Genomic DNA, 25,961 nt, shown 5'->3' with positions numbered 1-25,961 from the left:
GAGAAAAAAGTCGGTTTTTGGAAGAAATCAACTCAAACGTTTGACAATGGATGAATACTCACTGTATAGTAATGATATTAATTTAATATTTTGATATTTTCTTATCAAGAGAGGTGGAGGGACTGGCCCTTTGAAACCTCGGCAGCGGACTTTCAAAAGTACTGTGCCAATTCCAGTAGCGTGTGACGCTATAGAGATAAGAGGAGCAAGGCATAATGATGCTAACTGACCCCTCTTCTTATTTTTGGAAGAGGGTTTTTTATGTTATCAGAAAGTTATGCTGTAATACCAAAAAGGGAGAGAAATAGATATGACAAAAACACTAGTAAAAGCGCCATTTAGAGCAGACCATGTAGGAAGTTTGTTGCGACCTGAGAGAATTCATAATGCAAGAAAGGATTTTCAAGAAGGAACGATTACTGCTCAACAATTACATACAATTGAAACAGAAGAAATTAAAAAAATTGTGGACAAGCAAATTGAAGTAGGGTTGCAGGCAGTAACAGACGGTGAATTCCGCCGCAGATTTTGGCATACAGACTTTTTAGAACATTTACATGGTGTTGAAGGGTATGTACCGGGACATGGCTTCAAATTCAATGGAGAAGAAACCGAAAGATATGATGTAAGAGTAACGGGGAAAATCTCCTTTAATCAGGACCATCCACATGTAAAAGAGTTCATTGAATTTAAGGAAATCGTTGGAGACCGTGCTGTTGCAAAACAAACGATTCCTAGTCCAAACCAATTATTTAATGCAGGAATCCGTAATCTGGATATTTACCCTGACATTGAAGAATACACAAATGATGTGATTCAAACTTACCGTGATGCTATTAAAGCTTTTTATGATGCCGGGTGCCGCTATCTGCAACTTGACGATGTATACATTGCCGGATTAAATGCACCGGAAATTCCATTTAATGATAGTGGTTATTCCCGTGAACAATTAATTGACTTAGCATTACGTGTGGCAAACGGTGTATTAGAAGATAAACCGGAAGATCTTATTATCACAACACATCTTTGCCGCGGAAATTACCGTTCAACTTGGGCGTTTGAAGGCAGTTATGCTAAAATTGCGCCAACATTATTTGCAAAAGAAAAAGTAAACGGGTTTTTCTTGGAATATGATGATGACCGTTCTGGAGATTTTGCGCCATTAGAACACATACCAAATGGTGGACCACAAGTTGTGCTTGGTGTATTCACATCAAAGCATGGCAAGTTAGAGGATAAAGAAAACATTAAAGCGCGTGTGGAAGAAGCAACAAAATATGTACCACTAGAGCAAATATGTATCAGCCCACAATGCGGCTTTGCTTCCACACATCATGGAAATATCCTAACGGAAGAGGAACAATGGGAGAAGTTAAAATATATCGTTGACATTTCTAAAGAGATTTGGGGATAACATGTAAAAGCGAACATCAATTGATGTTCGCTTTTATTAATCTATTGAACTAGACATTACATATAATCGTAAACAGAATCTTCAAAATAGAGCCAGTGGTAATATTCAATTTGTGCATCTGACATTTCGGAAATTTGATTTTCACTAAATTTTTGTTTGTCTAATAATTTATTTACTTTATAATCTCTGGCAACTTTGCTCATTTTTAAAATCCTCCTTATGTATAAACCAAGAATAAATCTTTTGTTGTTGTTATATTGTAATCGCTTTCCTTAACTTCTTGTCTTTATTATATATCTCAAAAAGAGATAAAACAAATATCAATTTGATATGATTTTGCGAAAACTAATATAGAAATGTTATTTATACATAGAATGATTGTTTTATATAAGAAATAGGCCAGAGATTTCTGGGAATGTTAAGGGGAAATACGAACCCAGTGAAACATGCTACTTTCCATAGAGGCCGTATTTAATGACATGATTAATGAGTTCAGCCATTTCTTTTGGAGATTTGTCCATTCCGTTATTAAGCCAGGTTTTCGTTGCGTAAATACTTCCACTTATAATAAACGTACTGACATACATTGAGAGTTCTTCACTGAGTTGTTTTTCAGCCTTCCAATGATTCATAAAGAAATCTTGAGCGAAAACCATTACTTTTTTTTGAAATGTCGTATCACTATTTTCGTTAAGGAGTGTTTGGCACACTTCATGCTTTGAAGCGAAGTATTCTAATAACTTTTCGATCATCTGAAGATCATCTTCATCATTTTCAAAATGACATTGATTTAAATATCCTGTTAAATCCTCAATGATTTCATCTTCTATTTTATCAAGAAGATCAAATTGGTCACTGTAATGGGAATAAAATGTAGAACGATTAATATCAGCATGCTCACATATTTCCTTAACTGTTATGGAAGAAATTTGTTTCTCTTTTAAAAGCCTCATTAAGCTATCCTTTAAGACCATCTGAGTATATTTTTTCCGTCGATCCAGTTTAGAACTAGCCATGAAAATCACCTTTTCTTATACATTATCCAACACATTTTGAATATGTGTTGTTCAACTAACGGATGTTAACTAACTGATTGTTGAATAGCCAACACCGTGTCCATATAATGATAGGGTGTACAAGAAAAAATGGCAAGAGAGGGTGAAATCTTATAAATATTGCAGCACGAATTATTAAACACAAAAAAGCAGTTGTGATCACGTTTATGGTCCTGACGATCATTTGTTCCTTAGCAACATTAACTGTATCGGTAAACTATGATATGACAGATTACCTGCCGGAAGATGCTCAGTCAACGAAAGCGATGAACATAATGGAGCAGGAGTTTGAGGGAAGTGTTCCGTCTAACCGTGTGATGATCAATGATGTGACCATTCAGGAAGCTCTTGCTTTTAAAAAAGAATTAGCTGCCATTGATGGTGTGTCAGATGTGACTTGGTTGGATGATGCGATCGACATAAAAGCGCCGCTCGAAATGGCGGATAAAGAGGTTGTAGAAACGTATTATAAGGACGAAAAAGCATTATTTTCATTCAGTATCCGTGATGGTGATGAAGTCGCTATTACAGATGAAATCTATGAACTTATTGGGGAAGATAATGCGATGGCAGGGGAATCTCTTAATACGGCCACACAACAAAAGATGGCCGGAACAGAATCCATGTATGCAGCAGCTTTATTAGTTCCAATTATTATTATTATTTTAGTTGTTTCAACAAATTCCTGGGTAGAGCCTGTACTATTTTTAACCGCAATTGGTGTGTCTATTTTAATTAATATGGGTACGAATATGTTTCTTGGAGAAGTATCCTTTGTGACCCAGTCTGTTGCCCCGATTTTACAGCTTGCTGTTTCACTTGATTATGCGATTTTTCTGCTACATAGTTTTTCTGATTATCGCAAGAAAACAGCAGATCCACAGGAAGCCATGCAGCTTGCAATGAAAAAGTCCTTTTCGGCGATAACGGCAAGTGCATCAACAACTTTCTTTGGGTTTATCGCACTATCATTTATGAACTTTGAAATTGGTTCCGATTTAGGGATCAACCTGGTAAAAGGAATTTTACTAAGTTTTATAAGTGTAATGGTGTTCTTACCGGCATTAACGCTTGTGTTTTATAAATGGATTGACAAGACACAGCATAAACCATTGCTGCCTAGTATTAAAAATAAAGGCAATGCTTTGGTGAAAATGAAAATTCCAAGCTTACTTATTGTTTTATTACTAATCGTACCGGCATATTTAGCACAAAGTCAGACAAATTTCATTTACGGTGTCGGAGATCAGCCAGAAGATACAAGAGTAGGAAGTGATATCGTAAAAATAAAAGAACAGTTTGGTGAAAGTACACCGCTTGTCCTGCTTGTTCCAAGGGGAGATATTGCCAAAGAAGATGAGCTTGTCCAAGAGCTAGAGAACATTGAACATGTATCAAGTGTTCTTGCCTATGTGAATACGGTAAGTTCGGCGATTCCTCCCGAGTATTTGGATCCCTCTGTAACAGAACAGTTTTATTCAGAGAATTATAGTCGATTGATTCTTCAAACTGAAACAAAAAACGAGGGAGAAGAGGCATTCCAATTAATTGAACAAGTCAACAGTAAGGCAAAACAATATTATGATGAAGTCTATTCAGTTGGGGAAAGCGTAACATTATATGATATAAAAAATACCGTTCAAAAAGACAATACATTGGTAAATCTTTTGACCATCATTACGATTGCGATTGTCCTGATCGTAACGTTTAAATCGATTTCGATTCCGATCGTACTACTTTTGACGATTCAGACATCTGTTTGGATTAATCTTTCGGTTCCGTATTTTACAGATTCAGCATTAGTTTATGTCGGCTACCTGTTGATTAGTATTATTCAACTTGCGGCAACAGTTGATTATGCGATCCTTTTAACAGATGCTTATAAAGAATATCGTGAAGAAATGACAGCACTGGAAGCAATGAAAAAAACACTGGATGAGAAGATATTTTCGATTGGAATTTCAGGTGTCATTTTATCAAGTGTAGGGTTTATTTTATGGATTACATCCTCAAACCCAATTGTATCTTCTATCGGGTTATTGCTGGGAAGAGGGGCATTACTTGCCTTTATTATGGTTGTGATCTTCCTGCCGGCTATGTTCATTGTCTTCGATAAGCTAATTGCAAAAACAACGTTAAAAGCACATTTTTATAAGGAGAAGAAATGATGAAGAAAAGCATAAGTAAAATTCTACTTGTCTTGACAACAACTATTTTCGTGATTCCTTCATTACATGTTACGGCTGTTTCAGATGACAGCAAATCAAATGGTGATTCTTCTCAAGGTACTGGAGAAATTTCATCTAAAGATGAAGTTGTCTATGCAAAGCTAAGTGCGACCGGAGAAAGACAAGAGGCATATGTGGTTAATATCTTAGATATTGAAAAGCCTGGTGAAATAGTTGATTATGGGCCATACACAAGCTTAAAAAACTTAACAGACCTAACAGAGCTTGAGCAAAAAAACAATACTGTTCGAGTAACAGCTGATTCGAAGGGGAAATTTTATTATCAAGGTAATATGAAGGAAGAGCCTTTGCCATGGGATGTTTCCATTTCTTATATACTAGATGGAAAGCAAATAAACCCTGATGAACTGGCTGGGAAAAAGGGACATGTACAAATAGAAATTCGTACATCAGCTAACGAACAAGTGGATTCGATATTTTTTGAAAACTACTTATTACAAATATCACTTGCCCTTGATACCGATAAATATAGCAATATTAAGGCACCTGACGGGATGCTAGCGAATGCCGGAAAAAACAAACAAGTAACATTTACCGTCATGCCTGAAAAAGAGGAAAAACTTACAGTTGAAGCAGATGCTCTTCATTTTGAACTGGATGGCATCGATATCACAGCTATTCCATCTTCCATGCCAATCGATGCACCTAATATTGATGACATGACAGGCGATATGGAAATTTTAACAGATGCTATAAAGGACATTAACAATGGTGTTGGTGACTTAAAGGATGGAGTATCGGAACTCAATAACGGCGTACATCAATTAGGCAACGGTTCTTCTCAATTTAAAGAAGGGATGTCAAAAATAGATGGTTCGTCAACTGAACTGATCAATGCCTCTAAAAACATTCAGCAGGCACTCGAAACATTGAATACATCTCTTAGCGGCAGTGGTTCAGAGGAAATGGGTCTTGGTGATTTTAAAAAGCTTGATGATGGGCTCAGTCAAATTTCAGGCGGGCTAAGAGAAACGTCTGATGGTTTAATGACATTTAATGAAAACTTTGCCAAAGCATACAATGAGTTAAATAAAGCAATGGAAGCTATTCCTGAATACGAAATAACAAAAGAACAAACACAAGCGTTATACAAGAGCGGAGCAGATCAACAAGTACTGAATCAATTACTGGAAACATATGCTGCCGCCCGTACGGCAAAGGGAACCTATTCGGCTCTAAAAGAAGCATTTGACGCAGTAGATGTGACATTAAGCCAAGTTAACAGTGCTCTATCAGAAATGGCTGACAATCTTGATACGATTGCAAATGGAATTTCATCCTCACTTGAACAAATGGATGTTGCAGAATCATTTGCACAGTTACAAGAAGGAATTAATCAGCTTTCTTCCAATTATGGAGCATTCCACTCAGGTCTAGTAGAGTATTCAGGAGGAGTAAACCAATTATCTAACTCCTATACTAAGTTGCACACTGGTATTAATGAACTTTCACATGGAACGGATGAATTGGAAAACGGTGTAGGCAAGCTTCATGATGGAACAGATGAACTTTATGAATCGACAAGTGATTTACCTGAACAAATGAAACAAGAAGTGGATCAGATGATCGCAGACTATGACAAATCCGACTTCGAAGCCGTATCCTTCGTATCACCTAAAAACCATCAAATAAATTCCGTTCAATTTGTCATAAAAACAGAAAGCATCAAAAAAGAAGAACAAGAAAAACCAGAAAAAACAACAAAAGAACAAACAGGATTCTGGGCACGCCTAAAGAACCTGTTTTCATAATGGGTCAGAGGGACAGGTTCACTGTCCCTCTTTTTTTGGGCCAAGGAACCTGTCCCGATGGACCAAACACATTGCTTTTCTATTGACCCCCTGCAAAATGACCTCTAAAATAAAAACAATCCAAATTTTCTTAATCTTATATAATAAAATTAAAAGGAATACGGTGAAATTGGGCCAAGGAACCTGTCCCTCCGTCCCACCTTTTTGTATAATAAAGAGAGAGTAGTGAAAGGGGATACATGATTTGCATACAAAACATTTGGATTTATTAGCGCAGAAGTATGATCGTGAGGAAAAGGTAGTTACTGAGATTATTAATCTTGAAGCGATCTTGAATCTTCCGAAAGGTACAGAGCATTTTGTCAGTGATTTACACGGAGAGTTTCAGGCCTTTCAACATGTTTTGCGAAATGGCTCAGGGAAGGTAAGAGAGAAAATAGAAGACATCTATAAAAAGGTGTTAACTGAAAAAGAAATAAAAGAGTTTGCGACACTAGTGTATTACCCTGAAGATAAAATCAATCTAATGAAAAATCATTTTAGTAATGAAGAAGAATTATACCAATGGTACACAGTCATCATTGAACGGATGATCAAGCTGATTTCCTATGCCTCTTCCAAATATACTCGTTCAAAATTACGGAAAGCATTGCCTAGTCAATTTGTTTATATAATTGAGGAACTTTTATACAAAACTGATGAGTTCACGAATTTTAAAGAACCTTACTATACAAGCATTGTTGAGCAAATTATTACGCTTGGACAAGCTGATAAGCTCATTACCGGCCTGGCATATACGACTCAGCGTTTGGTTGTGGATCATCTCCATGTTGTAGGGGATATTTATGATCGTGGACCGGAGCCTGATAAAATAATGGAAGCCCTTATTAACTATCATTCTGTAGATATTCAGTGGGGAAATCATGATGTTTTATGGATCGGTGCTTTTGCAGGCTCTAAGGTTTGTCTTGCAAATATTATTCGAATTTGTGCACGCTATAACAATCTTGACATAATTGAAGATGTATATGGAATTAATCTGCGGCCGCTTATGAATCTAGCAGATAAATATTATAAAGACAATCCGGCTTTCAGACCGAAAATTCAACCTGATGATCTCGTTTCAGATGAAGAAAAACTGCAAATTACTAAAATCCATCAAGCGATTGCCATGATTCAATTCAAACTTGAAAGTCCTATCATTAAAAGACGTCCCGGTTTTAATATGTCAGAAAGACTTTTACTCGAAGAAATCGACTTTGAACATAATGAAATAACCATTCGCGGAAAAACATATCCGTTGGAAAATTCATGTTTTACAACAGTTAACCCCGAGCAGCCTGATCAATTATTAGAGGAAGAAAAGCAAGTAATAGACAAGCTATTATTCTCTGTTCAGCATTCAGAAAAATTGGCTCGACATATGAATTTTCTCATGAAAAAAGGCAGCCTATATTTGAAATATAACGGGAATTTATTGATACATGGCTGTATTCCTTTAGATGAAGACGGGAATATGGAAGGAATGGTCATTGAAGGAAAAACATATGCAGGCCGTGAATTACTCGATGTGTTTGAACGTTATTTACGGTACTCCTTTGCACATCCTGAAAAAACGGATGACCTAGCGACAGATATGGTGTGGTATTTATGGACAGGAGAATATTCCTCACTCTTTGGGAAACGAGCAATGACAACATTTGAACGTTATTTTATTAAAGATAAGGCCACACATAAAGAGCAGAAAAATCCATATTACTATTTACGTGAAAATGAAGAAATCTGCCGGAAAATTCTATTAGAATTCAATCTTAATCCAGATCAAGGTCATATCATAAATGGACATACCCCTGTAAAAGAAATTGAAGGAGAAAATCCAATTAAAGCAAACGGTAAAATGATTGTAATAGATGGTGGTTTTTCTAAAGCTTATCAATCTACTACAGGAATTGCCGGTTACACATTATTATATAATTCCTACGGCATGCAGCTCGTTGCACATAAACATTTCAATTCAAAAGACGATGTATTACTAAATGGAACAGATGTATTATCTGTTAAAAGAATCGTTGATAAAGAATTAGAGCGGAAAAAGGTGTTGGAGACAAATGTTGGAGAAGAATTATTGCAGGAGATCTCTATATTAAATAGTTTAATGGAATATCGGTATATGAAATAGGAAAAGCGCAATGCGCCTGGAGCTAGACACCAAAACCTCGTGTAAAAGTCTATAATTTCTGTACTTTTAAAATTTGGAAGGGAATCTTTCCCTTCTTTTTACTGTGTAAATTCAACTATACATAAAATCGATTCATAGAGGAGAAGATTGGTTTGATAGATAAAAACGTTAGTAATCAGATCAAAAAAGCTTTAAGAAAAAGCCTAGATAATCAGGACATCGCAGGTGCGAACCTTCTTGTGCTAAAAAGGGGAGAAGAAATTTTTTACCATGAAGACGGTTTTGCTGATATAGAAGCGAACAAGCCTATTTTAAGAGACTCTATTTTTCGTTTATACTCGATGACAAAGCCGGTCACTGCAGCTGCGGCTATGATTCTGGTTGAACGTGGGGAGATTGATTTAAATGAACCTGTTAGTCAATTTTTGGATGGATTTAAGTATCAAATGGTTGAAAAGAATGGAAAGCTTATAACAGTCGAACGCGAAGTTACTTTCCATGATTTACTCAGCATGACGTCTGGATTAGTCTATGGCGGGGATGAACAAGCAGGACAAGGAACAGCCGCTGTGTTTGAAGAGATAGATTGTAAGCTTTTAGGTGATTCGCCATTGAGTACTATTGAAGCAATGAACAAATTAGGAAAAGTACCTCTAGCATTCCAGCCTGGTTCTTCCTGGCAATATGGAACCTCATCAGATGTATTAGGTGCAGTCATTGAAGTCGTAAGCGGACAAAAATTTGGCGAATTCTTGAGGAAGGAATTATTTGATCCTCTCCAAATGAATGACACAGGATTTTGGCTTCCTGAAGAAAAAAGAAGCCGTCTTGTGAAAACGTATACAAATTCTGAAGAGGGAGGTTTAGAGCTATATACGGGCAATCACTTAGGAATTATTCATCATATGGATCGAAATCCCGCCTTTGAATCTGGTGGAGCAGGTTTAGTTTCAACAGTCGATGATTATGCAAAATTTGCGAAAATGCTGATGAACCAAGGAACATTGGAGGGGACTAAACTATTACGACCAAAAACAGTCAGCTTTTTAACTTCGGCTACATTAAACATAGAACAGCAAAAAGGCTTTGACTTATGGGGTCAACTGGGCTATAGCTACGGAAACTTTATGCGTGTATTAACAGATCAAAGTCAATCAGCAAGTATAGGAAGTCTTGGCGAATATGGCTGGGACGGTTGGCTTGGCTGTTATTTCATTAACTGTCCGAAAGATGAACTAACCTTTTTATTTATGATGCAGAAAAAAGATTCAGGCACAACTCCGCTAACTAGAAAGTTGCGTAATATTGTTTTTAGTGCTTGTTGTGAGTAACGGTAAGAGGCAGAGAATAAATTCTCTGCCTCTTTGTTAGAATTGATCTGTAATATCTTTTTCTATTTTCGCAGGTTCTGTCGTTGGAGCATATCTTTTTACCACTTGACCATTTTTATCAATCAGAAACTTAGTGAAATTCCATTTAATGTCTTTGGATAAAACACCTTTCTTTTGTTCTTTCAGGTATGAAAATAGAGGTTCTGCCTTTTCTCCATTTACATCAATTTTGGCAAACATGGGGAAGGAGACACCGTAATTCAGCTGACAAAACTCTGTTGTTTCATCAATATTATCAAATTCTTGGTTATTAAACTGGCTACAAGGAAATCCTAAAATCTCCAGACCATCATCTTTAAATTTATCATAGAGTTCTTGAAGTCCGCTAAATTGCTTCGTTAATCCACATTTACTTGCTGTGTTTACAATTAATAAAGGTTTACCTTCATATTCCTTTAACGATTTTTCCTCGCCATTTGGTTTTTTTACAGTGAAGTCATAGACGGTTTTCATACATCTTCCTCCTTGGAATATTGTGTGCAATTAAATTGTATCAAATACAATATCGTCATTCAATGAATAATATGCCTTTGTTCCAAACAAAAAAGCTTTTGCACCAGGTACAAAAGCTTAGTTTATTTATATAAGGTTTTTAGATTTACATATAATCGTAAACAGAATCTTCGAAATAGAGCCAGTGATAATATTCAATTTGTGCATCTGACATGTCTGAGATCTCTTTTTCATTGAATTTTTGCTTAGCTAATAATGCCTTGACTTTGATTTCTCTCGCTAATTGGCTCATGTTTACTCCTCCTTAAAAAATCAGAAGCAATTTATTTTTTTTGTTGTAAACGTTTTTCCGATTTCTTAATTTAATTATATATCTCAATTTGATATTAAACAAATATCAAATTGAGATGGTTTTCCGAGAAATAATATAGAATAGTTATCTAAGGTTGTTGACCCCTAAAAATTAATGATTGTTTGCTTATAGGTAAAAATATACAATTACCTGCAGTGTACAAAGGAAAAAATAGGTAAAATGGTTGATTAGAATATTAGGGAAGTCGTATTTTAGGTGAATTAATTACTAGGTCAAATAGCATATACTGCTAGTGGTTATTGAATCTTAAACTCTATGATTCCGGATGTTATTAAGTGGTTTTTTCAATTGCTTGTTCACTGTTCTTTAGTTAATTTACCAATATTTAGAATGGAGGTATTTTGCACTATTTTGTATTTATAATAGGTAATAAATGACTATTCCAAATAAAGGAATATCTCTTTAGAATAATGGATGTTGTGTTTTTTAACACGAATTACACCTAGGAGGAGAATAATGATTAAAAAAAGAATTAGCCTTGTATTATCAATGCTTGTTGTGATCATGCTTGCTGCTGCTTGTTCATCTTCAACGACAAGTAAAGAAGAGAAAGAAAAAGAAACAGGGAAGAATGAAAACGCGTCTGTTGAAATTAAGGTGGACAATGCAGAGTATACTCTTCCATCTGAATATGATAATGTGTCCGAGGATCAACTTGTGCTCAAGATTGATGTTGAAATGACAAATAAACGAAAAGAAACAATTGATATCGAACCACCTAGTTTTGCTTTGTACCAAGGTGACACAAAAGCAACTGAAGGTGAGCCAGAGGATTATAAGCAGAAGTTAGAATATACTAGACTTACTGAAGGTAAAAAAATAAAAGGCAGTTTATTTTACATCGTTGATAAAGGTGAAAAATATCAACTTGTCTACACTCCTTTAGCATATGGTGACAAAGAGGAAGATCCTATTGAAATCGAAATTGATGGAGCTGACGAAAAGCTATTAAAAACAGCTGATAAATTACAGGATCCGGCAAAAGCTTTATCTGCTTACTTAGATATTTTATTTTATAATGTTGAAAATCCAAGATTTGAAAAGTTAACAGGTGAAAAGAAAGATGCACTCTTAGAAGAATTTGACGCTGCGATTATCGAAGGATTTTCGAGTGCAACATACATGTCTGAAGACCAACTTGATCAAAAAGTTGTAGTAAGCTTGGTAAATTCTATGAAAGCCGCTTTTAAAGAAAAAGTAGGAGCAACAACTATTACAAAAACAAGCAATGGTAAAGAAGCGATTGTTGAGTTAAAAGGGAAACCGTTAGATGTTCCTTCATTACAACCTATCCTGGAACAGGAAATGGAAAAATTTATTACGTCAAACCCGAATGCTACTGAGGCAGAAGCATTAAACTTTGTTTTTGAAAAAATGGGGAACGAATTTAAAAATGTTACAACTGCTGAAGAAGTCATCGTTGAAATTCAAATGGTGAAGCATGGTGAAGACCAATGGAAGATCGATCCGGATGATTATCGATCAGAAGATATCGCGACACCGTTTGTGAAATTTTATTGATGATCGCTTTATAACAGAAAATAATATAATAGAAGAAAACCTACCTTAGTTGTTGTTTACTAATCTCCGGATAGTAGAGACTTATCAATAAAAGGTAGGTTTTCTTTATGTTTTTGAGGTAATACAAAAGAATATGGTATGAAATATTGTTGGAATAACTTATATTTTTAGAATATATCGAAATGTATGCGTTAACAATAATCAAAGTTTGTATTATAATTATTAATGAACGCGCGTACATACACTTAAAGGAGGTGTGTACAAAGAGAATTTAAACCATTTCAGATGTGAAAATATAGCTTTTAAGAGGAGAGGAAATATAATGGCAAATGAAACTCAAGCTCAAAATAGTGTTTTAGGAACGAACGTTATAGCTCAAATCGGTATTTTGGTTCATGATATTGAAACTGTTTCGCAAGCATACGCAGATTTCTTCGGAGTGGAAAAACCGAAGTGGAACTGGACAGATACAGTCGATGTTGCTCAAACAGAGTTTGAAGGTGTTTCCTCTGAAGCTCGTTCTAAGTTGGCGTTTTTTGATATGGGTTCTCTACAGTTGGAATTAATTGAGCCGGATGAGCATCCGAGTACATGGAGAAATCACTTGGATCAACATGGAGAGGGGCCTCACCATATTGCTTTTATCATAAATGGAATGAAAGAAAAAGTGACACTAATGGAGTCAAAAAATATGCCTTTAGTCCAAAAAGGGGAATATACAGGTGGACGATATGCCTATATGGACACTTTCAAAGATTTAAAGATTATGTTAGAGCTTTTAGAAAATGATAAATAATGGGGAGTGGTCAAAAATCTTAATCTTGTAAATATAGAAGGATTTTCTCTTATACATAAATAGAGTATGGAGTTAGTCGTTATTGCTTCAACTTGGCTAAATGTTGATATATGAGAAATAGACGAAGAAATTAATCAAGGAGGTTTCTATGAACATACTCATTACAGGCGCAAATCGGGGGCTAGGTTTAGCTCTAACAACTGAAGCAGTAAAGAGGGGGCACACTGTTATTGCCGGGGTGAGAAACTTGGTAAAAGGAACAGACCAGTTACACCATCTCCGTTCACTTTTTCCTCATCAAGTTATGCTTCTCTCATTAGATGTTGCCGAGGAAGCGACTTGTCAGGAGGCTTCGGAAACATTAGCATCAGAAAACATTACGCTGGATGTAATCATTAACAACGCAGCAATCTTAAATGAACGATCAAAAAGTATTGAAGAACTGGATATTGAAAAGGTTGAGCAAAGTTTCAATATTAATCTTTTCGGTCCAATGCGGGTTGTCAAACACTTTCTGCCATATCTGAATAAAGGACCTGATGCATCAATTATAAACATTTCTTCTGAAGCGGGAAGCTTTCAAAATGCCTATGGCGGAGACTTTCCTTATGCACTATCGAAAAGTGCGTTAAATATGTTCTCTCAACAATTAAAAAAATATCTCGCCGATGCTCAAGTGTCTGTTTTTGCTGTTCACCCCGGTTGGATCAAAACGGACATGGGGGGAGATAAAGCGCCTGGGATACCTGAAGTATCGGCAAGAGGGATACTTGATATTGCCGAGAAAAAACAAAAAATAACGGGAAATGCAACGTTTATTAATAGTAAGGGAGATCCGATGCCTTTATAAAAGAATTTTTACGATACGACTTTTACCAATGGTAGAACGGAATGTAGCAGCAAGGAGGAAATAAGGTGAAAAGAATTGTTGCAATAATTGGTGATTATTATCAGGAATGGATTCAAGCTTCATTAGAACAGGCTACTCAACTCCTTACGAACACAATTGAATGGGTGAGTGGGAATAAAACGTAATAAGCCAAGTGGGGTGTTTATGCCTTTAAATTAGATAAAACGACCTCAAATCACTTGATGATGAGGGCGTTTTTACCTTCTTTCTATTACTTGAATTGAATCTCAACATTAGGAACTAACTGTCGAGCTTGTATTTTTATTTATTATCACTTTCTTTTTCATTAACTGATTTAATTTTTCTGAACTAAAAAGCATGACAACAACGAAAACGACAATACAGAACGGGAAAATCCCAATGCTTGATTTCGATGCAATGAATCCAAGAAGCGGTGGAATAAAGGTACTTCCTGTATAAGCAATGGCCATCTGATAGCCCATAATCGTTTGCGAATGCTTTTTTCCAAATCGTGCTGGCGTTTCATGGAGCATACATGGAAAGATTGGTGCTAAACCTAAACCAACCATGATAAAGCCGATAAGCGAGAAAACAGGTGGAAATGGCAGGAACAGAAGGACAGCACCTGTAAGGGCAATGAATTGTCCAATTCGAATAAGAGTAAGATTATTCATTTTAAACGTAATAAAGCCTGTTATAAATCTGCCGATTGTAATTCCTCCATAGTATAAGGAAACCCATTGGGCGGCAACAGCAGCATTTAAATCCTTTACATTAACCAAAAAACTACTTCCCCACAGACCCATTGTGGCTTCAACTCCACAATAAAATAGGAAGGATAGCATAGCCAATTTAACACCTTTAATTTGTAAAGGTTTTATGTTCATACCATCTTCAAGGTGATTGGTTACATCTTTTGTGTCCCCAGGCTGTTGATTTAAGTCGGTATGGTTTTTTTTAGTTACTTTGTTCCATAAAGGTAAAGTAAGCAAAAGGATGATCACCAGTAAGAATTGCATACCTGCGATGGCAAGATAGCCATTGTTCCAAGAATGTTGACCGGAAATAAACTGGGCCATGATAACAGGACCCAGTGTGGCTCCAACTCCCCAAAAGCAATGTAACCAACTCATATGATGTGCTTTGTAATGTGTTGCTACATAATCGTTTAATCCAGCATCAACTGCGCCTGCACCTAGTCCAAGTGGAATGGCGCAAACGAATAACCAAATAACCGATGGAGAAAAATGAAATCCAAGCAAAGCACATGCAGTGAGTAAGCAACTGACAAATGTCACATTTCCAGTTCCAAATCGTTTAAGTAATCTTCCGCTAATTAAGCTGGAAATAATGGTACTCCCGGCAATCGCCATAAAAAGGTATCCGGCAGTTTCAAGTGGGGCGGATAAGTCCGTCTGCATCACAGGCCATGCGACTCCTAATAATGAATCAGGTAAACCTAAACTAATAAAAGCCAAATAAATAATGATTAAAAGGAATGTTGCCATAATTAAACCTCGCCTTTTTATATTTTAAGTGGTTGTTCCATTTAGTATGAGATCAAGTCCGAGACTTTGTAATCCATCTAAATAATCTTGTTCCCAATTACTTGCGGTAAGTTTTGGGAGATGTTCAGAAGGTATGTATTTAGAACAGCTGATAGCAACTTTATCTAAACTCAATTTATCCATTTCATTGTTACAAAAAATGATCGTATGAGGGTTAATAATCGCGACAAATGAGGCTATCAATCTACTAATTGCATCCAATTCATATTCTTCTTGGATCATTTTTTTTGATTCGCTATCATTTTCTAATGCTTGTCGAAAGTTTTGGTTATCGTACATTGGAACAAATGAAACCTCACCTGAGAAAAATGTACTTCCGCGTACGACATCACCATTAATCATAATCCCTGCTCCAGGACCATTTTGACCGGAATACAAATAGATAAGGGATTGTTTGTCTTTCATTCCTCGTGTATTGTGATATCCAAGAACAGCAGCATTCATATCATTCTCAACAACGACAGGAATAGAAAAATATTCCTCAAAGTAGGCTTTTAAATCAAAATGTTGAAACTGCTCATACCCTGGTATATAAAAGATCTTTCCATTTTCAACTGAACCGGGGACACCAATTGCAATAGAACTGATTTTGGGGTAAGTAGTCATTAATTTTTCAATGAACGTAGTTAATGAATGGATTCCATCATCCACTAATACACTCGGAGCTTTGCCCTGTGCTTTTATTTCTCCAATGCAATTGAAAACGGTAAAATTCGTATCTGATTTCTCCAAAAAAATCGCAAGACCTAATGCAAACTCTGGGTTGTATGTATATCTTTTTGCCCGTCGTCCACCACTGGATTCATCTAATCCGACTAAACGAATTTCACCTTCTTCTTCCATCCGTGATAGGAACTTACTGATTGTCGGGAGACTAACTTCTAATAAATTGCTTAATTCAAGTTTTGTTGCACTACCAAATTCTAAAAGGTTTTTACGAATACCTCGAAGGATGATCTTCTTCATTGATTTGGGAGAAGCTATTAATTCATCCACTATATCACCGCCTAAAACTTTCTGAATTACTTTTTAAAGTTCTTTAATAAGTTGTGATTACTGTATCATATAAAGTATCCGAAAACAATGGAGAGATTTTATTATAATAATTTTTACATGAAAAGGAACAATGAGGCACACATTATGAAAGAGGAAGGGAGGGAAACGGTCGTGAATTTAAATGAACTTGAGCTTCAGAACCTTCGTCACTTAATCGGTGGCCATGAAACTTGTGCAACAAAGCTTGATACATATGCACAGCAATGTCAAGATCCGCAAATAAAAGCAATGCTTCAAAACCATGCAAACAGTGCAAGACAAACAAAACAACAATTAATGTCATTTTTAGGATAAGGAGGGACAAAACATGCTACAAGAAAAGGATATGGTGTCAGACTACTTATCAAATTTAAATTCCAGTCTGGCAAGCTATGCACAAATGATCGCTCAATGTAACAATCAACAATTGCGAAATACGTTAATCCAAATTCGAAATAGTGATGAACAAAAGCAATGGGAAGTTTACCAGGCAGCTGTTCAACGTAATTATTACACACCAGCTTCACAAGCCGAACAACAAGATGTAATGGAAGTTAAGCAACAATTTCAGCAGGGAAGTTAAGTAAGACAGACAAAAAGGGACATTCCTCCACACATTTTCGTGTTGGGCGGAATGTCTCTTTTTATTTTAAACAGTAGGTGTTCTAAGGGAATGGATTTCGTGGGAAAGAAGTATTGGATTTTTTTGATCTCTCGATTCACTTTATTTTGTTGGTGGTTGGATAGAATGTAAAAGGGAAAATAAGTAAAAAACAGAGACCTATGTCTCTGTTTTTTACTTGTTTTTATACTGTTTTAGCCTGGCTCATTTCCACACACATCAAAATAAATGCACCTGCACCGTGTAAATCATTCTCGCTCGTAGGTCGTGCAATGTAATGAGCATAGTCACCGATTCCTGTACCTATGCAAATATTGCCTATGAGAAGATTTCCTTTTTCATCATATTTCAATGTATCAATGACTCCATTGTAGCCCTTCCACGCATATTTCATATACTTGGCATCAAGATAACCCATTCGAACCGCTTTTGCAATCGCTTGAACAAACAGCGATGTGCAAGAATTTTCCAACCAATTGTCTGATAGATTACCTTTGTCAATGACTTGATACCATAATCCGGTTTCAGGATCCTGGTATTTTGTTAATGCGATGAGCAGATCTTGAAGGATACTTGTGAGTTTTTGTTTATCCTTATGATCCTTTGGTAGATGATCAAACATTTCTAAAAGTGCTACAGGGTACCAGCCGATCGCACGGCCCCAAAACTCAGGTGCCAAGCCTGTAATAGGATCAGCCCAATTTGCTTCTTTCGTTTCGTCCCAGCCATGGTACAGCAAGCCTGTGTCCGGATCTTTTGTGTGCTTCTCCATAAGAATGGCTTGGTAGGTCATCATATCAAAATAGTCGCTTTGATCAAAAGTTTTACCGAATTGGACAGCAATTGGTCCTGCCATATATAAACCGTCCAGCCACATTTGATTCGGATAATGCTCTTTGTGCCAGAAGCCTCCTGATGGATTCGTCTTCCAGGATTTTAATAAAGGTACCAGGTTGAACAATGCCTTTTTATACCGTTCATCTCCTGTTTGCTCATAGAGGGTAAAAAGAAGAACACCAGGCTGTATATCATCAAGTTCATTAGAATTAAATTTCATGATGCTTCCATCAGCAAGGATATGGCTGTCTACCCATCGTTTTATATAGTCATAGTATTTACTTTTATTTGTCTGCCTCCAGTATTCTTCCATCCCAGATAGAAATACACCTTGATGATAATGAAACCGCTCCGGTGGAAGCAGTTCCGGTTCGAATTTAGCCATTAATGTTTCACATGCTTTTTCTGCCCATTGAATAGGAGTTAACGTCTTATTTGATGGTTCATATGTACGTGAATCTGAAGTACTCATCTTAATTATTCCTCCTTCATATGTTTAACAATAGGGTAGCACAATAAAATGTACATTTTTTGCAGTATTTTATAAAAACTTCTTATATTTTGCAGGATATGAAATACATATGTGTAATATAAAAAATGAATTGGTTTATGAGGGAGGGAAACAGACTGAAAGATCTTTTATATAAAAATGATGAAGAAACATTTACAGTATCATACCGGAAAGCGCTAAGTCATCATATGCCGGCGAATCATTTCCACAGTACGTTTGAAGTGTATTATTTACTGTCAGGCAAACGGGAATTTTTTATAAAAGATCGGACATTCGTCGTTCAGGAAGGTGATGTGATCATCATTTCACCTAATATCCTCCATCGAACAACGAATGCTGAAATGCCAAAGCATGAGCGGTTTATTGTTAATATACATGAGAACTATATGGGCTCAGTAAATCAAGCTTATCAGGAAATATTTCAGCCTTTGTTCGAACAGGAGTACATCATTGTTAGGTGTTCTCTTCAGGAGCGACTATGGATTGAATCTCTTTGTCAGAAGGTCAGTCAGGAAATTATAGACGAGATGCCAGGCTTCGAGATGTACGCACAGACTCTAGTGCTCCAACTGCTCATTATTTGCTGCCGGCATGTTAAACAAAACAGTTTAGAATCATTGGAATACCCAAGCCCAATGCATGAAAGAATTTCAGAAGTTGTCCGCTATATGAACAACCATTATATGAATGATTTATCACTTAATTTAGTTGCAGAGAAATTCTACGTTAGTCCTTACTACTTAAGCCGTTTTTTTAAAGAAGCAACAGGCTTCACCTTTATTGAATATTTGAACAGTGTAAGAATTAAAGAAGCCAAAAAACTACTGGAACACTCCTCAATGAAAGTCAACACAATCTACAAAAAAGTAGGCTTCAGAAGCATCACACACTTCGGCAGAGTATTCAAATCAATCACCGGCTATGCTCCACTACATTACAGAAAAAGTGGGTCGAGGGGACAGGTCCCCCGTCCCAATTAAACGGGACAAGGGACCTATGTTCCAGAAGTAGTCATGTGTACGTGATTAGTTGAATAATCATTTATGATAAGATACGTGATTATCAGGGGGAGAGTTTATGCGTTATTTAATGGGTGTTGATGGGGGAGGCAGTAAAACATACACCGTTATTACGGATGAATATGGAAATAAAGTAGGGGAAGGTTTATCTGGAAGAGGAAATCATCAAGTTGAAGGAATTCAGTTTGCAATGAAGAATATAAAAGAATCGATCGATATAGCTTTGGCGAGTGCTGGTCTTCAGTATGAGGATATATTCTTTACACAATTTGGACTCGCAGGAGCTGATCGGGAAAAGGATTTTGCTATTTTACGCCCGGCTCTGAGTACCTTACCCCTTAGATCGTGGGATGTTGTATGTGACACATTTGAAGGATTGAGAATTGGCAGTAAAAATAACGTCGGGATTGTCCTTGTATGTGGAAGCGGCACAAATGCAGCCGGAAGAAATAAGGAAGGGAGAGTCGTGCAAATAGGTGGTATGGGATATCTTTACGGAGATGCTGCAGGTGGAATATATCTGGCACGTGAGACGTTTCGTTCAGCCGTAAGGTCATGGGAGCAGAGAGAAATCCCTTCTATACTAATAGAAAAAGTTTCAAGGTTTTTTGGCTTTCAAACGATGGAACAACTTGTTAATGATTTTTTAGATCAGGACATTTATGAAGTACCTGGTGAATTAACGATCGTCTTACATGAAGCAGCAGCTGAGGGTGACCAACTCGCGATTCAACTTTTGATGAAAACGGGTGAAGAATTAGGGATTGCCGCCAATGCTGTTATAAAAAGCTTGGGTAGTTTTGAAAGCGATAACATACCTGTTGTGCTAATCGGTTCTATTCTTCAAAAGGGGAGAAATCAACATTTAATACAATCATTGACAGCAAAAATCGAAAGTGAAAATTATACAATTTCAGTCATTATACCAGACATCGAGCCTGTATATGGGTCTATTCTGCTAGCGATGGATCACTTAAGTATTAAAACAACGGAGGAAATGTATCAAAAATTCAGAGATGAAAGGAGGACGTAAAAAATTGCGAAAAAAATTGAAGGTTGCTGTAATCGGTGGGGGCTCCTCCTATACCCCTGAACTGATTGAAGGTTTTATTAAGCGCTATCAGGAATTTCCTGTTGATGAGTTGTTTTTAGTCGATATTGAAGCTGGACGTGAGAAATTAAAAACGGTTGGTGCATTGGCTGAACGGATGATTAAGAAGGCGGGTTTACCAATTGAACTCCACATGACGTTTGATCGAAGGGAAGCCATTAAAGATGCAGCCTTTGTCACAACACAAATACGTGTTGGAATGCTTGATGCCAGATCCCGGGATGAAAAAATACCGTTAAGATATGGTCTTTTGGGTCAGGAAACAACAGGTGCAGGCGGATTTGCTAAGGCGTTAAGAACAATCCCGGTTATTTTGGATATTTGTAAGGATATTGAGGAGCTTTCTCCACATGCCTTTTTATTAAATTTTACCAACCCGGCAGGAATTGTGACAGAAGCAGTTACGAAGTACACAAAGGTGAAAACGATCGGATTGTGTAATCTACCAATTGGTACCAAAATGTTAGTGGCGAAAATGTTGGGTGTTGATGTCTCAAAAGTCGATATTGAAATGGCAGGAATCAACCATTTGAATTGGACGACAAAAGTATGGGTGGAAGGGATCGAAAAAACAGGTGAAGTCCTAGATATCATATCTGGTGTAAAAGGTGTTTCAGTGAAGAATATCCCTGATATAGAATGGGAACGTGAATTTATTCAATCAGTCGGGATGATTCCATGCAGTTACTTAAGATATTACTATATGAAAGATAAAATGCTAGAAAAGCAATTACAAGATTTAGAGACGAAAGGAACAAGAGCGGACGAAGTGAAAAAGGTAGAAGAAGAGCTCTTTGCACTTTATCAAGATCCTTTTTTAAATCGTAAGCCGCCACAGCTTGAAAAACGCGGGGGTGCATATTATTCGGAAGCTGCAGTAAACCTAATGACATCCATTTATAACAATAAAAAAGACATCCAAATTGTCAACGTTAAAAACAATGGAATTCTTTCATGTCTTCCGGATGATGTTTCAGTTGAAGTTAATTGTGTCATAGATTCTGAAGGTGCAACACCTTTACAGTTAAAAACAGCAGAATTACCTCCCCATATTCGTGGATTATTACAAGTGGTAAAAGCATATGAGGAACTTACCGTTGAAGCAGCAGTACATGGCGATTATCAGGCAGGAATGCAAGCATTAACGATTCATCCTCTTATTGGGTCTGCAGAATTAGCGAAAACGGTTTTTAGTGATATATTAAATGAAAATAAGGAATTTCTTCCACAATTTAGTAGATGCAAAGATTAGGAAATGGAGGAATAAAGATGGGATATAAATCGATAGCAAAAGGAAATCCAACTATAAATGCTTGTGCATTCACATTTGATGATGGTCCTAGTAAACAACCATTAGAAGAATGGTTGGACGCACTTGAACAATTTTCAGTGTCAGGAACATTTTTTTTTACAGGTGAATGGATCGATAAACATCCTGATAAGGCAAATATGTTGATATCACGGGGGCATGAACTCGCATCACATTCCTATTATCATCGCAGAATGACAGAATTAACAGAAGACGTATTTTTGGAAGAATTAAAGGAAACAGAACTTGCCTTTCAAGAAGCAACAGGACAGCCAAGCCCGAACTTTTTCCGTTTTCCTTATCTAAATTTTAATGAAGAAAACCTAATTTGGCTTTCAAAATGGGGTTATCACAGCATTACAGGGAATGATACAGGTGATTGGGCAGGTCTTCCTGCACAAAAAATAGTCGATAATGGCTCAGTGTTTCTTTATAATGGTTCGATTCTCGTTCTGCATAGCAATGATATTACGAAAGAAACTCCAGCTGCACTAAAACAGCTTATTCGCCGTGCTTTGAATAGGGGCTTAAAACCTGTAAAAGTATCTGACTTATTAAAAGGAATAGGTATTACTCCAGAATATCGATCATGGAAAATTTCAATTAAAGTTCCTGATTTTAACTCTATACCTTTACATGAGTGGACGATCATACAAAGCTCACAAGATAGACAAAAACTGGCAGCTGAATCATTAGAATGGGGTATAGACAAAACTCCCTCTGGAAGAGGTTCAGAAAGGCAGTGGATTCAGCAATTAACAGAACCAATAAAAGCAAATAAAATAGTTGAGGATAGAGAGTTGTTTTCGGGACAGTTAAAGGAAGACGAGTTTTGGGGATATGCCCGTTTTGGTGTGAATAAAGAGGAATTAATATTATTAGATTTTGGATTTAGGGAAACACAAGCTGATACTTTAGTAGATTTGCTGCGTCAGGCCGCGAATATAGCAAAAAAAGTAGGATGTTCAAGTATTGTCGCAAGGCAAGATATGCGAAGAATCCATAAAATGTGTCAACAGATGGGATGGAATTCAAAGATAGAAGTTGATGAGTTTTTAATGGCAGGGCAATTAATTGAAAGGTAGTATTTCAACTTTGATATACCACCGGAAAAACTATTGCAGCTATCTGTAATACCCCAACAATAGAGGGGTATTATTTTTTTGCGAAAAATAAAGAACATATGTTTGATTGTGAGGTTCCTGTATGGTATGATATTAATGTAAAAACTATCCAATTTAAGGAGTGATCTTATGGCATTGAATCCATACTTAGTTTTTGATGGAAATACTCGAGAGGTGGTCCAATATTATGCAAAGGTGTTTGGACTTGAGGAACCTCAATTTATGACATTCGGATCTATGCATTCCGAACATCTACCACCAGGAACAGAAGATTTAATTATGCATACATACTTAGAGATTGCTGGTACTAAGCTGATGTTCTCTGACAATTTTCCTGGGACTCCATATCATGTAGGTAATAATATTACACTCGCTTATGTAAGCGGTGACGAGTCGGCCATCAGAGATGCATTTGAGAAGTTGAAAGCTGAGGGCTCTGTACAAATGGAGTTGCAAGAGACACCGTGGAGTAAATGTTACGGAAGTTTAACTGATAAGTATCAGATTCAATGGCAATTTAGTCACGAAGCTTAATTGAACACGCCTTATATTTTATAAAATAGACTTTATATCGTAATCAAGCATTCCTTTTTGTAGAGGAATGCTTTTTTTGTTTTATCCAATAACAATAACAATTAAAATAAAAGCAATAATATTTTATTGTAAAACAATAAAAGTTGTGCTAAATTCTAAATAGGAAATATAGGCAGGGATCTTTATGGAAAGTTAATAACTTCTTTAACAAGGAAAACCAGGCTAACGATGGTTACCCCTTCTTATATGGAAAAAACCTTTGGAGGTAAAAATCATGAAAGTACTTAAACAACTTGTTCATTTTGGGTGGGAGCAAGCCTTATCATGTTTATTTCCCGTTGTCATTTTTGCATCTTTGGCTATAACAAAGTTCATACCTCTTCCTTTTCTGCCAAGATATGACTGGCTCCTTATCATTTGCCTTTTTATGCAGTGGGTGATGGTGCGTTCCGGACTTGAAACACGTGATGAACTTAAGGTGATTACATTGTTTCATATTATTGGTCTTGCTCTTGAGCTTTTTAAAGTACATATGGGGTCATGGTCTTATCCGGAGGATGGATTTTCGAAAGTGTTTGGGGTGCCATTGTACAGCGGCTTCATGTACGCAAGTGTAGCGAGTTATCTTTGCCAGGCGTGGAGAAGGCTGAAGGTTGAACTGATAAAGTGGCCACCGTTTTTGGTCGTTGTTCCTCTTGCAGCAGCGATTTATTTAAATTTTTTCACCCATCATTTCTGGATCGATATCCGCTGGTGGTTATCGGGACTTGTCATTATCGTCTTTTTTCGAACAATGGTCATTTACGAAGTAAATGGATCTCGTTATCGTATGCCACTTGCGCTTTCTTTTATCCTCATCGGATTTTTTATATGGATAGCCGAGAACATCGCAACATTTTTCGGAGCATGGGAATATCCAAACCAAACGGAAGCATGGAGTCTAGTCCACCTAGGAAAAGTAAGCTCATGGCTACTACTAGTCATCGTTAGCTTTCTTATCGTAGCAACTCTAAAAATTGTGAAGCGGGACATAGGGACAGGAACACTGTCCCAAATTGAAGAACAACAAGCCTAGCTTTTAAATGGTGGTATAAAATCCCAAAAGTGTTTATACAAATTTATAGTACAATGATTTAAAACCTACTTAAAGTTTGTGTATTTTTAACATCATGTTAAAATAAATAAACTGTTGAATTCGTACTATAAATTGATAGGTGTTGTTAAACGTGAAAAAACGGAAAGTGTGGCTACTGATTGCTAGTATGCTAGTAGTGTGTTTTAGTGTTTACTTCTTTCTTTCTGACTCCAAAGAAACGAAACAGGGTATTGTCGAAACATTTAATGTGAGTGAAAATCCTAACGAAAAAATAGATGAATCTTTAACTGAAAAAGAATCTGATCCTGAGAATGCGGAAATGGTTGAGGATGTTACGGTCGAAATGGCTGAGAGTGAACAGGAAAAAGTTGTAGATGGAGAGACTGAAGAAACAAAAACGGAAGGCTTTAGAGAGAGGGTTAAGGGAGTAGTAGAAGGTGTTATAAAATTATTTAAAAAAGATCTAAAAGTTGTCGCAATAGGTGATTCTCTCACTCAAGGTGTAGGAGATGAAACAGAAAATGGCGGCTATGTGGGGATCCTAAATAATACTTTTATAGAAAATAAAATTAATGTTACCATTGAAAACTATGGCAAACGGGGAAATCGAACAGATCAATTATTAAAACGTCTTGAAAAAAAAGAAATTGAAACGTCAATTAAAAAAGCAGATATTGTATTAATAACAATAGGTGCAAATGACATTATGAAAATAGTAAGAAATAACATTATGAATCTTCAATTAGATCTGTTTGATCAAGCAAAAATAACATATCTTGAGAGATTAACAGCAATTCTTGAAAGGGTTAACGAAATAAATCCAGATACCAAAATTTATTTAATCGGTTTTTATAATCCCTTTGATCGTTATTTAGCTGAAATAGAAGAATTAGAAATGATTATCAACGATTGGAATGATTCTGGACGATTGGTAACTGAACAATTTGAAAATGTGAATTATATTCCAATCTCAGATTTATTTATAGATTCTGATGAAGAGTTATTATCTGATGACCATTTCCACCCAAATAATAGCGGATATAAGCTGATGGCAAAGCGGATTTTGGAGAACTTGGAGGAAGTTACCGTTGAACCTGAGGTCATGGATGAGGATGGAGAATAAAAACTAGGACTTGGCGATA

The 25,961-nt window shown here is 36.5% G+C and carries 24 protein-coding genes and 1 riboswitch; of the genes, 17 read left to right on the top strand and 7 right to left on the bottom strand.

Features of this window, described 5'->3' with window-relative positions:
* The first annotated feature begins 98 nt into the window (after positions 1 to 98).
* A riboswitch (SAM riboswitch) is annotated at positions 99 to 203 on the top strand.
* Between the two features lie 107 nt (positions 204 to 310).
* Positions 311 to 1,414, top strand: a complete 1,104-nt coding sequence (locus BK577_RS00420; RefSeq protein WP_078431108.1) for a 5-methyltetrahydropteroyltriglutamate--homocysteine S-methyltransferase — start codon at positions 311 to 313, stop codon at positions 1,412 to 1,414.
* Between the two features lie 56 nt (positions 1,415 to 1,470).
* Here the strand turns inward: BK577_RS00420 and BK577_RS25680 are convergent, their stop codons facing one another.
* Entirely contained in the window at positions 1,471 to 1,617 is a 147-nt protein-coding gene (locus BK577_RS25680) for a BH0509 family protein (protein WP_139367241.1), read from the bottom strand.
* A gap of 246 nt (positions 1,618 to 1,863) precedes the next feature.
* Positions 1,864 to 2,430, bottom strand: a complete 567-nt coding sequence (locus BK577_RS00415; protein ID WP_078431107.1) for a TetR/AcrR family transcriptional regulator — start codon at positions 2,428 to 2,430, stop codon at positions 1,864 to 1,866.
* A gap of 206 nt (positions 2,431 to 2,636) precedes the next feature.
* Here BK577_RS00415 and BK577_RS00410 point away from each other — a divergent pair, with 206 nt between their 5' ends.
* From BK577_RS00410 to BK577_RS00395, 4 genes are all read left to right on the top strand, one after another.
* Positions 2,637 to 4,637, top strand: a complete 2,001-nt coding sequence (locus BK577_RS00410; protein ID WP_078431106.1) for an efflux RND transporter permease subunit — start codon at positions 2,637 to 2,639, stop codon at positions 4,635 to 4,637.
* Positions 4,637 to 6,469 carry a coiled-coil domain-containing protein gene (locus tag BK577_RS00405; RefSeq protein ID WP_078431105.1) on the top strand — a complete coding sequence of 611 codons (1,833 nt, stop codon included), beginning with the start codon at positions 4,637 to 4,639 and terminating at the stop codon, positions 6,467 to 6,469. Before BK577_RS00410 ends, BK577_RS00405 begins: the two co-directional genes overlap by 1 nt.
* A 244-nt stretch (positions 6,470 to 6,713) precedes the next feature.
* Positions 6,714 to 8,648, top strand: a complete 1,935-nt coding sequence (fbp, locus tag BK577_RS00400) for a fructose-1,6-bisphosphatase (protein ID WP_078431104.1) — start codon at positions 6,714 to 6,716, stop codon at positions 8,646 to 8,648.
* Between the two features lie 152 nt (positions 8,649 to 8,800).
* Entirely contained in the window at positions 8,801 to 9,979 is a 1,179-nt protein-coding gene (locus BK577_RS00395) for a serine hydrolase domain-containing protein (RefSeq protein WP_078431103.1), read from the top strand.
* Between the two features lie 36 nt (positions 9,980 to 10,015).
* On the opposite strand, the gene BK577_RS00390 is transcribed toward BK577_RS00395, so the two are convergent.
* On the bottom strand, positions 10,016 to 10,492 hold the full coding sequence (locus BK577_RS00390; protein ID WP_078431102.1) for a glutathione peroxidase: 477 nt from the start codon (positions 10,490 to 10,492) through the stop codon (positions 10,016 to 10,018).
* Between the two features lie 145 nt (positions 10,493 to 10,637).
* A complete protein-coding gene (locus tag BK577_RS25675) occupies positions 10,638 to 10,784 on the bottom strand; it encodes a BH0509 family protein (RefSeq protein ID WP_139367240.1) in 147 nt (48 codons plus the stop codon).
* A 537-nt stretch (positions 10,785 to 11,321) separates the two neighbouring features.
* Between BK577_RS25675 and BK577_RS00385 the strand changes: the two genes are divergently transcribed.
* The 3 genes from BK577_RS00385 (at position 11,322) to BK577_RS00375 (ending at position 14,032) form a co-directional block, all read left to right on the top strand.
* The gene (locus BK577_RS00385; RefSeq protein ID WP_169908050.1) at positions 11,322 to 12,386 is read left to right on the top strand and encodes a DUF5105 domain-containing protein; all 1,065 of its coding nucleotides are present in this window, start codon (positions 11,322 to 11,324) and stop codon (positions 12,384 to 12,386) included.
* A gap of 322 nt (positions 12,387 to 12,708) precedes the next feature.
* Positions 12,709 to 13,182, top strand: coding sequence for a VOC family protein (locus BK577_RS00380; RefSeq protein ID WP_078431100.1), 474 nt, complete (start codon positions 12,709 to 12,711; stop codon positions 13,180 to 13,182).
* Positions 13,183 to 13,330: 148 nt separating this feature from the next.
* Complete coding sequence (locus BK577_RS00375; RefSeq protein WP_078431099.1) at positions 13,331 to 14,032, top strand: SDR family oxidoreductase; 702 nt, start codon at positions 13,331 to 13,333, stop codon at positions 14,030 to 14,032.
* A gap of 293 nt (positions 14,033 to 14,325) precedes the next feature.
* Here BK577_RS00375 and BK577_RS00370 read toward each other — a convergent pair whose 3' ends face one another.
* Positions 14,326 to 15,561 carry an MFS transporter gene (locus tag BK577_RS00370; protein WP_078431098.1) on the bottom strand — a complete coding sequence of 412 codons (1,236 nt, stop codon included), beginning with the start codon at positions 15,559 to 15,561 and terminating at the stop codon, positions 14,326 to 14,328.
* Positions 15,562 to 15,585: 24 nt separating this feature from the next.
* Positions 15,586 to 16,617 carry an ROK family transcriptional regulator gene (locus BK577_RS00365; RefSeq protein WP_425435890.1) on the bottom strand — a complete coding sequence of 344 codons (1,032 nt, stop codon included), beginning with the start codon at positions 16,615 to 16,617 and terminating at the stop codon, positions 15,586 to 15,588.
* Between the two features lie 144 nt (positions 16,618 to 16,761).
* Here BK577_RS00365 and BK577_RS00360 point away from each other — a divergent pair, with 144 nt between their 5' ends.
* Together BK577_RS00360 and BK577_RS00355 are read left to right on the top strand one after the other, a co-directional pair.
* Positions 16,762 to 16,971, top strand: coding sequence for a hypothetical protein (locus tag BK577_RS00360; protein ID WP_078431097.1), 210 nt, complete (start codon positions 16,762 to 16,764; stop codon positions 16,969 to 16,971).
* 13 nt (positions 16,972 to 16,984) lie between these two features.
* Positions 16,985 to 17,239, top strand: coding sequence for a spore coat protein (locus BK577_RS00355; RefSeq protein ID WP_078431096.1), 255 nt, complete (start codon positions 16,985 to 16,987; stop codon positions 17,237 to 17,239).
* 223 nt (positions 17,240 to 17,462) lie between these two features.
* Here BK577_RS00355 and BK577_RS00350 read toward each other — a convergent pair whose 3' ends face one another.
* Positions 17,463 to 18,587, bottom strand: a complete 1,125-nt coding sequence (locus BK577_RS00350) for a glycoside hydrolase family 88/105 protein (RefSeq protein WP_078431095.1) — start codon at positions 18,585 to 18,587, stop codon at positions 17,463 to 17,465.
* Positions 18,588 to 18,712: 125 nt separating this feature from the next.
* Here BK577_RS00350 and BK577_RS00345 point away from each other — a divergent pair, with 125 nt between their 5' ends.
* The 7 genes from BK577_RS00345 to BK577_RS00315 all read left to right on the top strand — a co-directional run bounded on the left by BK577_RS00345 (position 18,713) and on the right by BK577_RS00315 (position 25,942).
* Entirely contained in the window at positions 18,713 to 19,606 is an 894-nt protein-coding gene (locus BK577_RS00345; RefSeq protein WP_425435889.1) for a helix-turn-helix transcriptional regulator, read from the top strand.
* A 97-nt stretch (positions 19,607 to 19,703) separates the two neighbouring features.
* Positions 19,704 to 20,678 (top strand): N-acetylglucosamine kinase, encoded by a 975-nt coding sequence (locus BK577_RS00340; protein ID WP_078431094.1) that lies wholly within the window; start codon positions 19,704 to 19,706, stop codon positions 20,676 to 20,678.
* 4 nt (positions 20,679 to 20,682) lie between these two features.
* The gene (locus tag BK577_RS00335; RefSeq protein ID WP_245823401.1) at positions 20,683 to 22,008 is read left to right on the top strand and encodes a 6-phospho-beta-glucosidase; all 1,326 of its coding nucleotides are present in this window, start codon (positions 20,683 to 20,685) and stop codon (positions 22,006 to 22,008) included.
* A gap of 17 nt (positions 22,009 to 22,025) precedes the next feature.
* The gene (locus BK577_RS00330) at positions 22,026 to 23,150 is read left to right on the top strand and encodes a polysaccharide deacetylase family protein (protein WP_169908049.1); all 1,125 of its coding nucleotides are present in this window, start codon (positions 22,026 to 22,028) and stop codon (positions 23,148 to 23,150) included.
* Between the two features lie 168 nt (positions 23,151 to 23,318).
* Complete coding sequence (locus BK577_RS00325; RefSeq protein WP_078431091.1) at positions 23,319 to 23,723, top strand: VOC family protein; 405 nt, start codon at positions 23,319 to 23,321, stop codon at positions 23,721 to 23,723.
* 274 nt (positions 23,724 to 23,997) lie between these two features.
* Positions 23,998 to 24,798, top strand: a complete 801-nt coding sequence (locus BK577_RS00320; RefSeq protein WP_078431090.1) for a DUF817 domain-containing protein — start codon at positions 23,998 to 24,000, stop codon at positions 24,796 to 24,798.
* A gap of 151 nt (positions 24,799 to 24,949) precedes the next feature.
* Positions 24,950 to 25,942 carry an SGNH/GDSL hydrolase family protein gene (locus tag BK577_RS00315; protein ID WP_078431089.1) on the top strand — a complete coding sequence of 331 codons (993 nt, stop codon included), beginning with the start codon at positions 24,950 to 24,952 and terminating at the stop codon, positions 25,940 to 25,942.
* Positions 25,943 to 25,961: the final 19 nt, after the last annotated feature.

It is taken from the genome of Metabacillus halosaccharovorans (assembly GCF_002019635.1).
Classification (GTDB): domain Bacteria; phylum Bacillota; class Bacilli; order Bacillales; family Bacillaceae; genus Metabacillus; species Metabacillus halosaccharovorans.
This window is presented reverse-complemented; position numbering and strand designations above follow the sequence as displayed.

Coding starts and splice junctions, on each gene's coding strand:
- BK577_RS25680 (WP_139367241.1), bottom strand. CDS start 1,617: ATGAGCAAAGTTGCCAGAGATTATAAAGTAAATAAATTATTAGACAAA.
- BK577_RS00385 (WP_169908050.1), top strand. CDS start 11,322: ATGATTAAAAAAAGAATTAGCCTTGTATTATCAATGCTTGTTGTGATC.
- BK577_RS00420 (WP_078431108.1), top strand. CDS start 311: ATGACAAAAACACTAGTAAAAGCGCCATTTAGAGCAGACCATGTAGGA.
- BK577_RS00320 (WP_078431090.1), top strand. CDS start 23,998: ATGAAAGTACTTAAACAACTTGTTCATTTTGGGTGGGAGCAAGCCTTA.
- BK577_RS00355 (WP_078431096.1), top strand. CDS start 16,985: ATGCTACAAGAAAAGGATATGGTGTCAGACTACTTATCAAATTTAAAT.
- BK577_RS00370 (WP_078431098.1), bottom strand. CDS start 15,561: ATGGCAACATTCCTTTTAATCATTATTTATTTGGCTTTTATTAGTTTA.
- BK577_RS00340 (WP_078431094.1), top strand. CDS start 19,704: ATGCGTTATTTAATGGGTGTTGATGGGGGAGGCAGTAAAACATACACC.
- BK577_RS00405 (WP_078431105.1), top strand. CDS start 4,637: ATGAAGAAAAGCATAAGTAAAATTCTACTTGTCTTGACAACAACTATT.
- BK577_RS00330 (WP_169908049.1), top strand. CDS start 22,026: ATGGGATATAAATCGATAGCAAAAGGAAATCCAACTATAAATGCTTGT.
- BK577_RS00410 (WP_078431106.1), top strand. CDS start 2,637: ATGGTCCTGACGATCATTTGTTCCTTAGCAACATTAACTGTATCGGTA.
- BK577_RS00360 (WP_078431097.1), top strand. CDS start 16,762: ATGAAAGAGGAAGGGAGGGAAACGGTCGTGAATTTAAATGAACTTGAG.
- BK577_RS00350 (WP_078431095.1), bottom strand. CDS start 18,587: ATGAGTACTTCAGATTCACGTACATATGAACCATCAAATAAGACGTTA.
- BK577_RS25675 (WP_139367240.1), bottom strand. CDS start 10,784: ATGAGCCAATTAGCGAGAGAAATCAAAGTCAAGGCATTATTAGCTAAG.
- BK577_RS00345 (WP_425435889.1), top strand. CDS start 18,713: ATGAATTGGTTTATGAGGGAGGGAAACAGACTGAAAGATCTTTTATAT.
- BK577_RS00375 (WP_078431099.1), top strand. CDS start 13,331: ATGAACATACTCATTACAGGCGCAAATCGGGGGCTAGGTTTAGCTCTA.
- BK577_RS00390 (WP_078431102.1), bottom strand. CDS start 10,492: ATGAAAACCGTCTATGACTTCACTGTAAAAAAACCAAATGGCGAGGAA.
- BK577_RS00415 (WP_078431107.1), bottom strand. CDS start 2,430: ATGGCTAGTTCTAAACTGGATCGACGGAAAAAATATACTCAGATGGTC.
- BK577_RS00325 (WP_078431091.1), top strand. CDS start 23,319: ATGGCATTGAATCCATACTTAGTTTTTGATGGAAATACTCGAGAGGTG.
- BK577_RS00380 (WP_078431100.1), top strand. CDS start 12,709: ATGGCAAATGAAACTCAAGCTCAAAATAGTGTTTTAGGAACGAACGTT.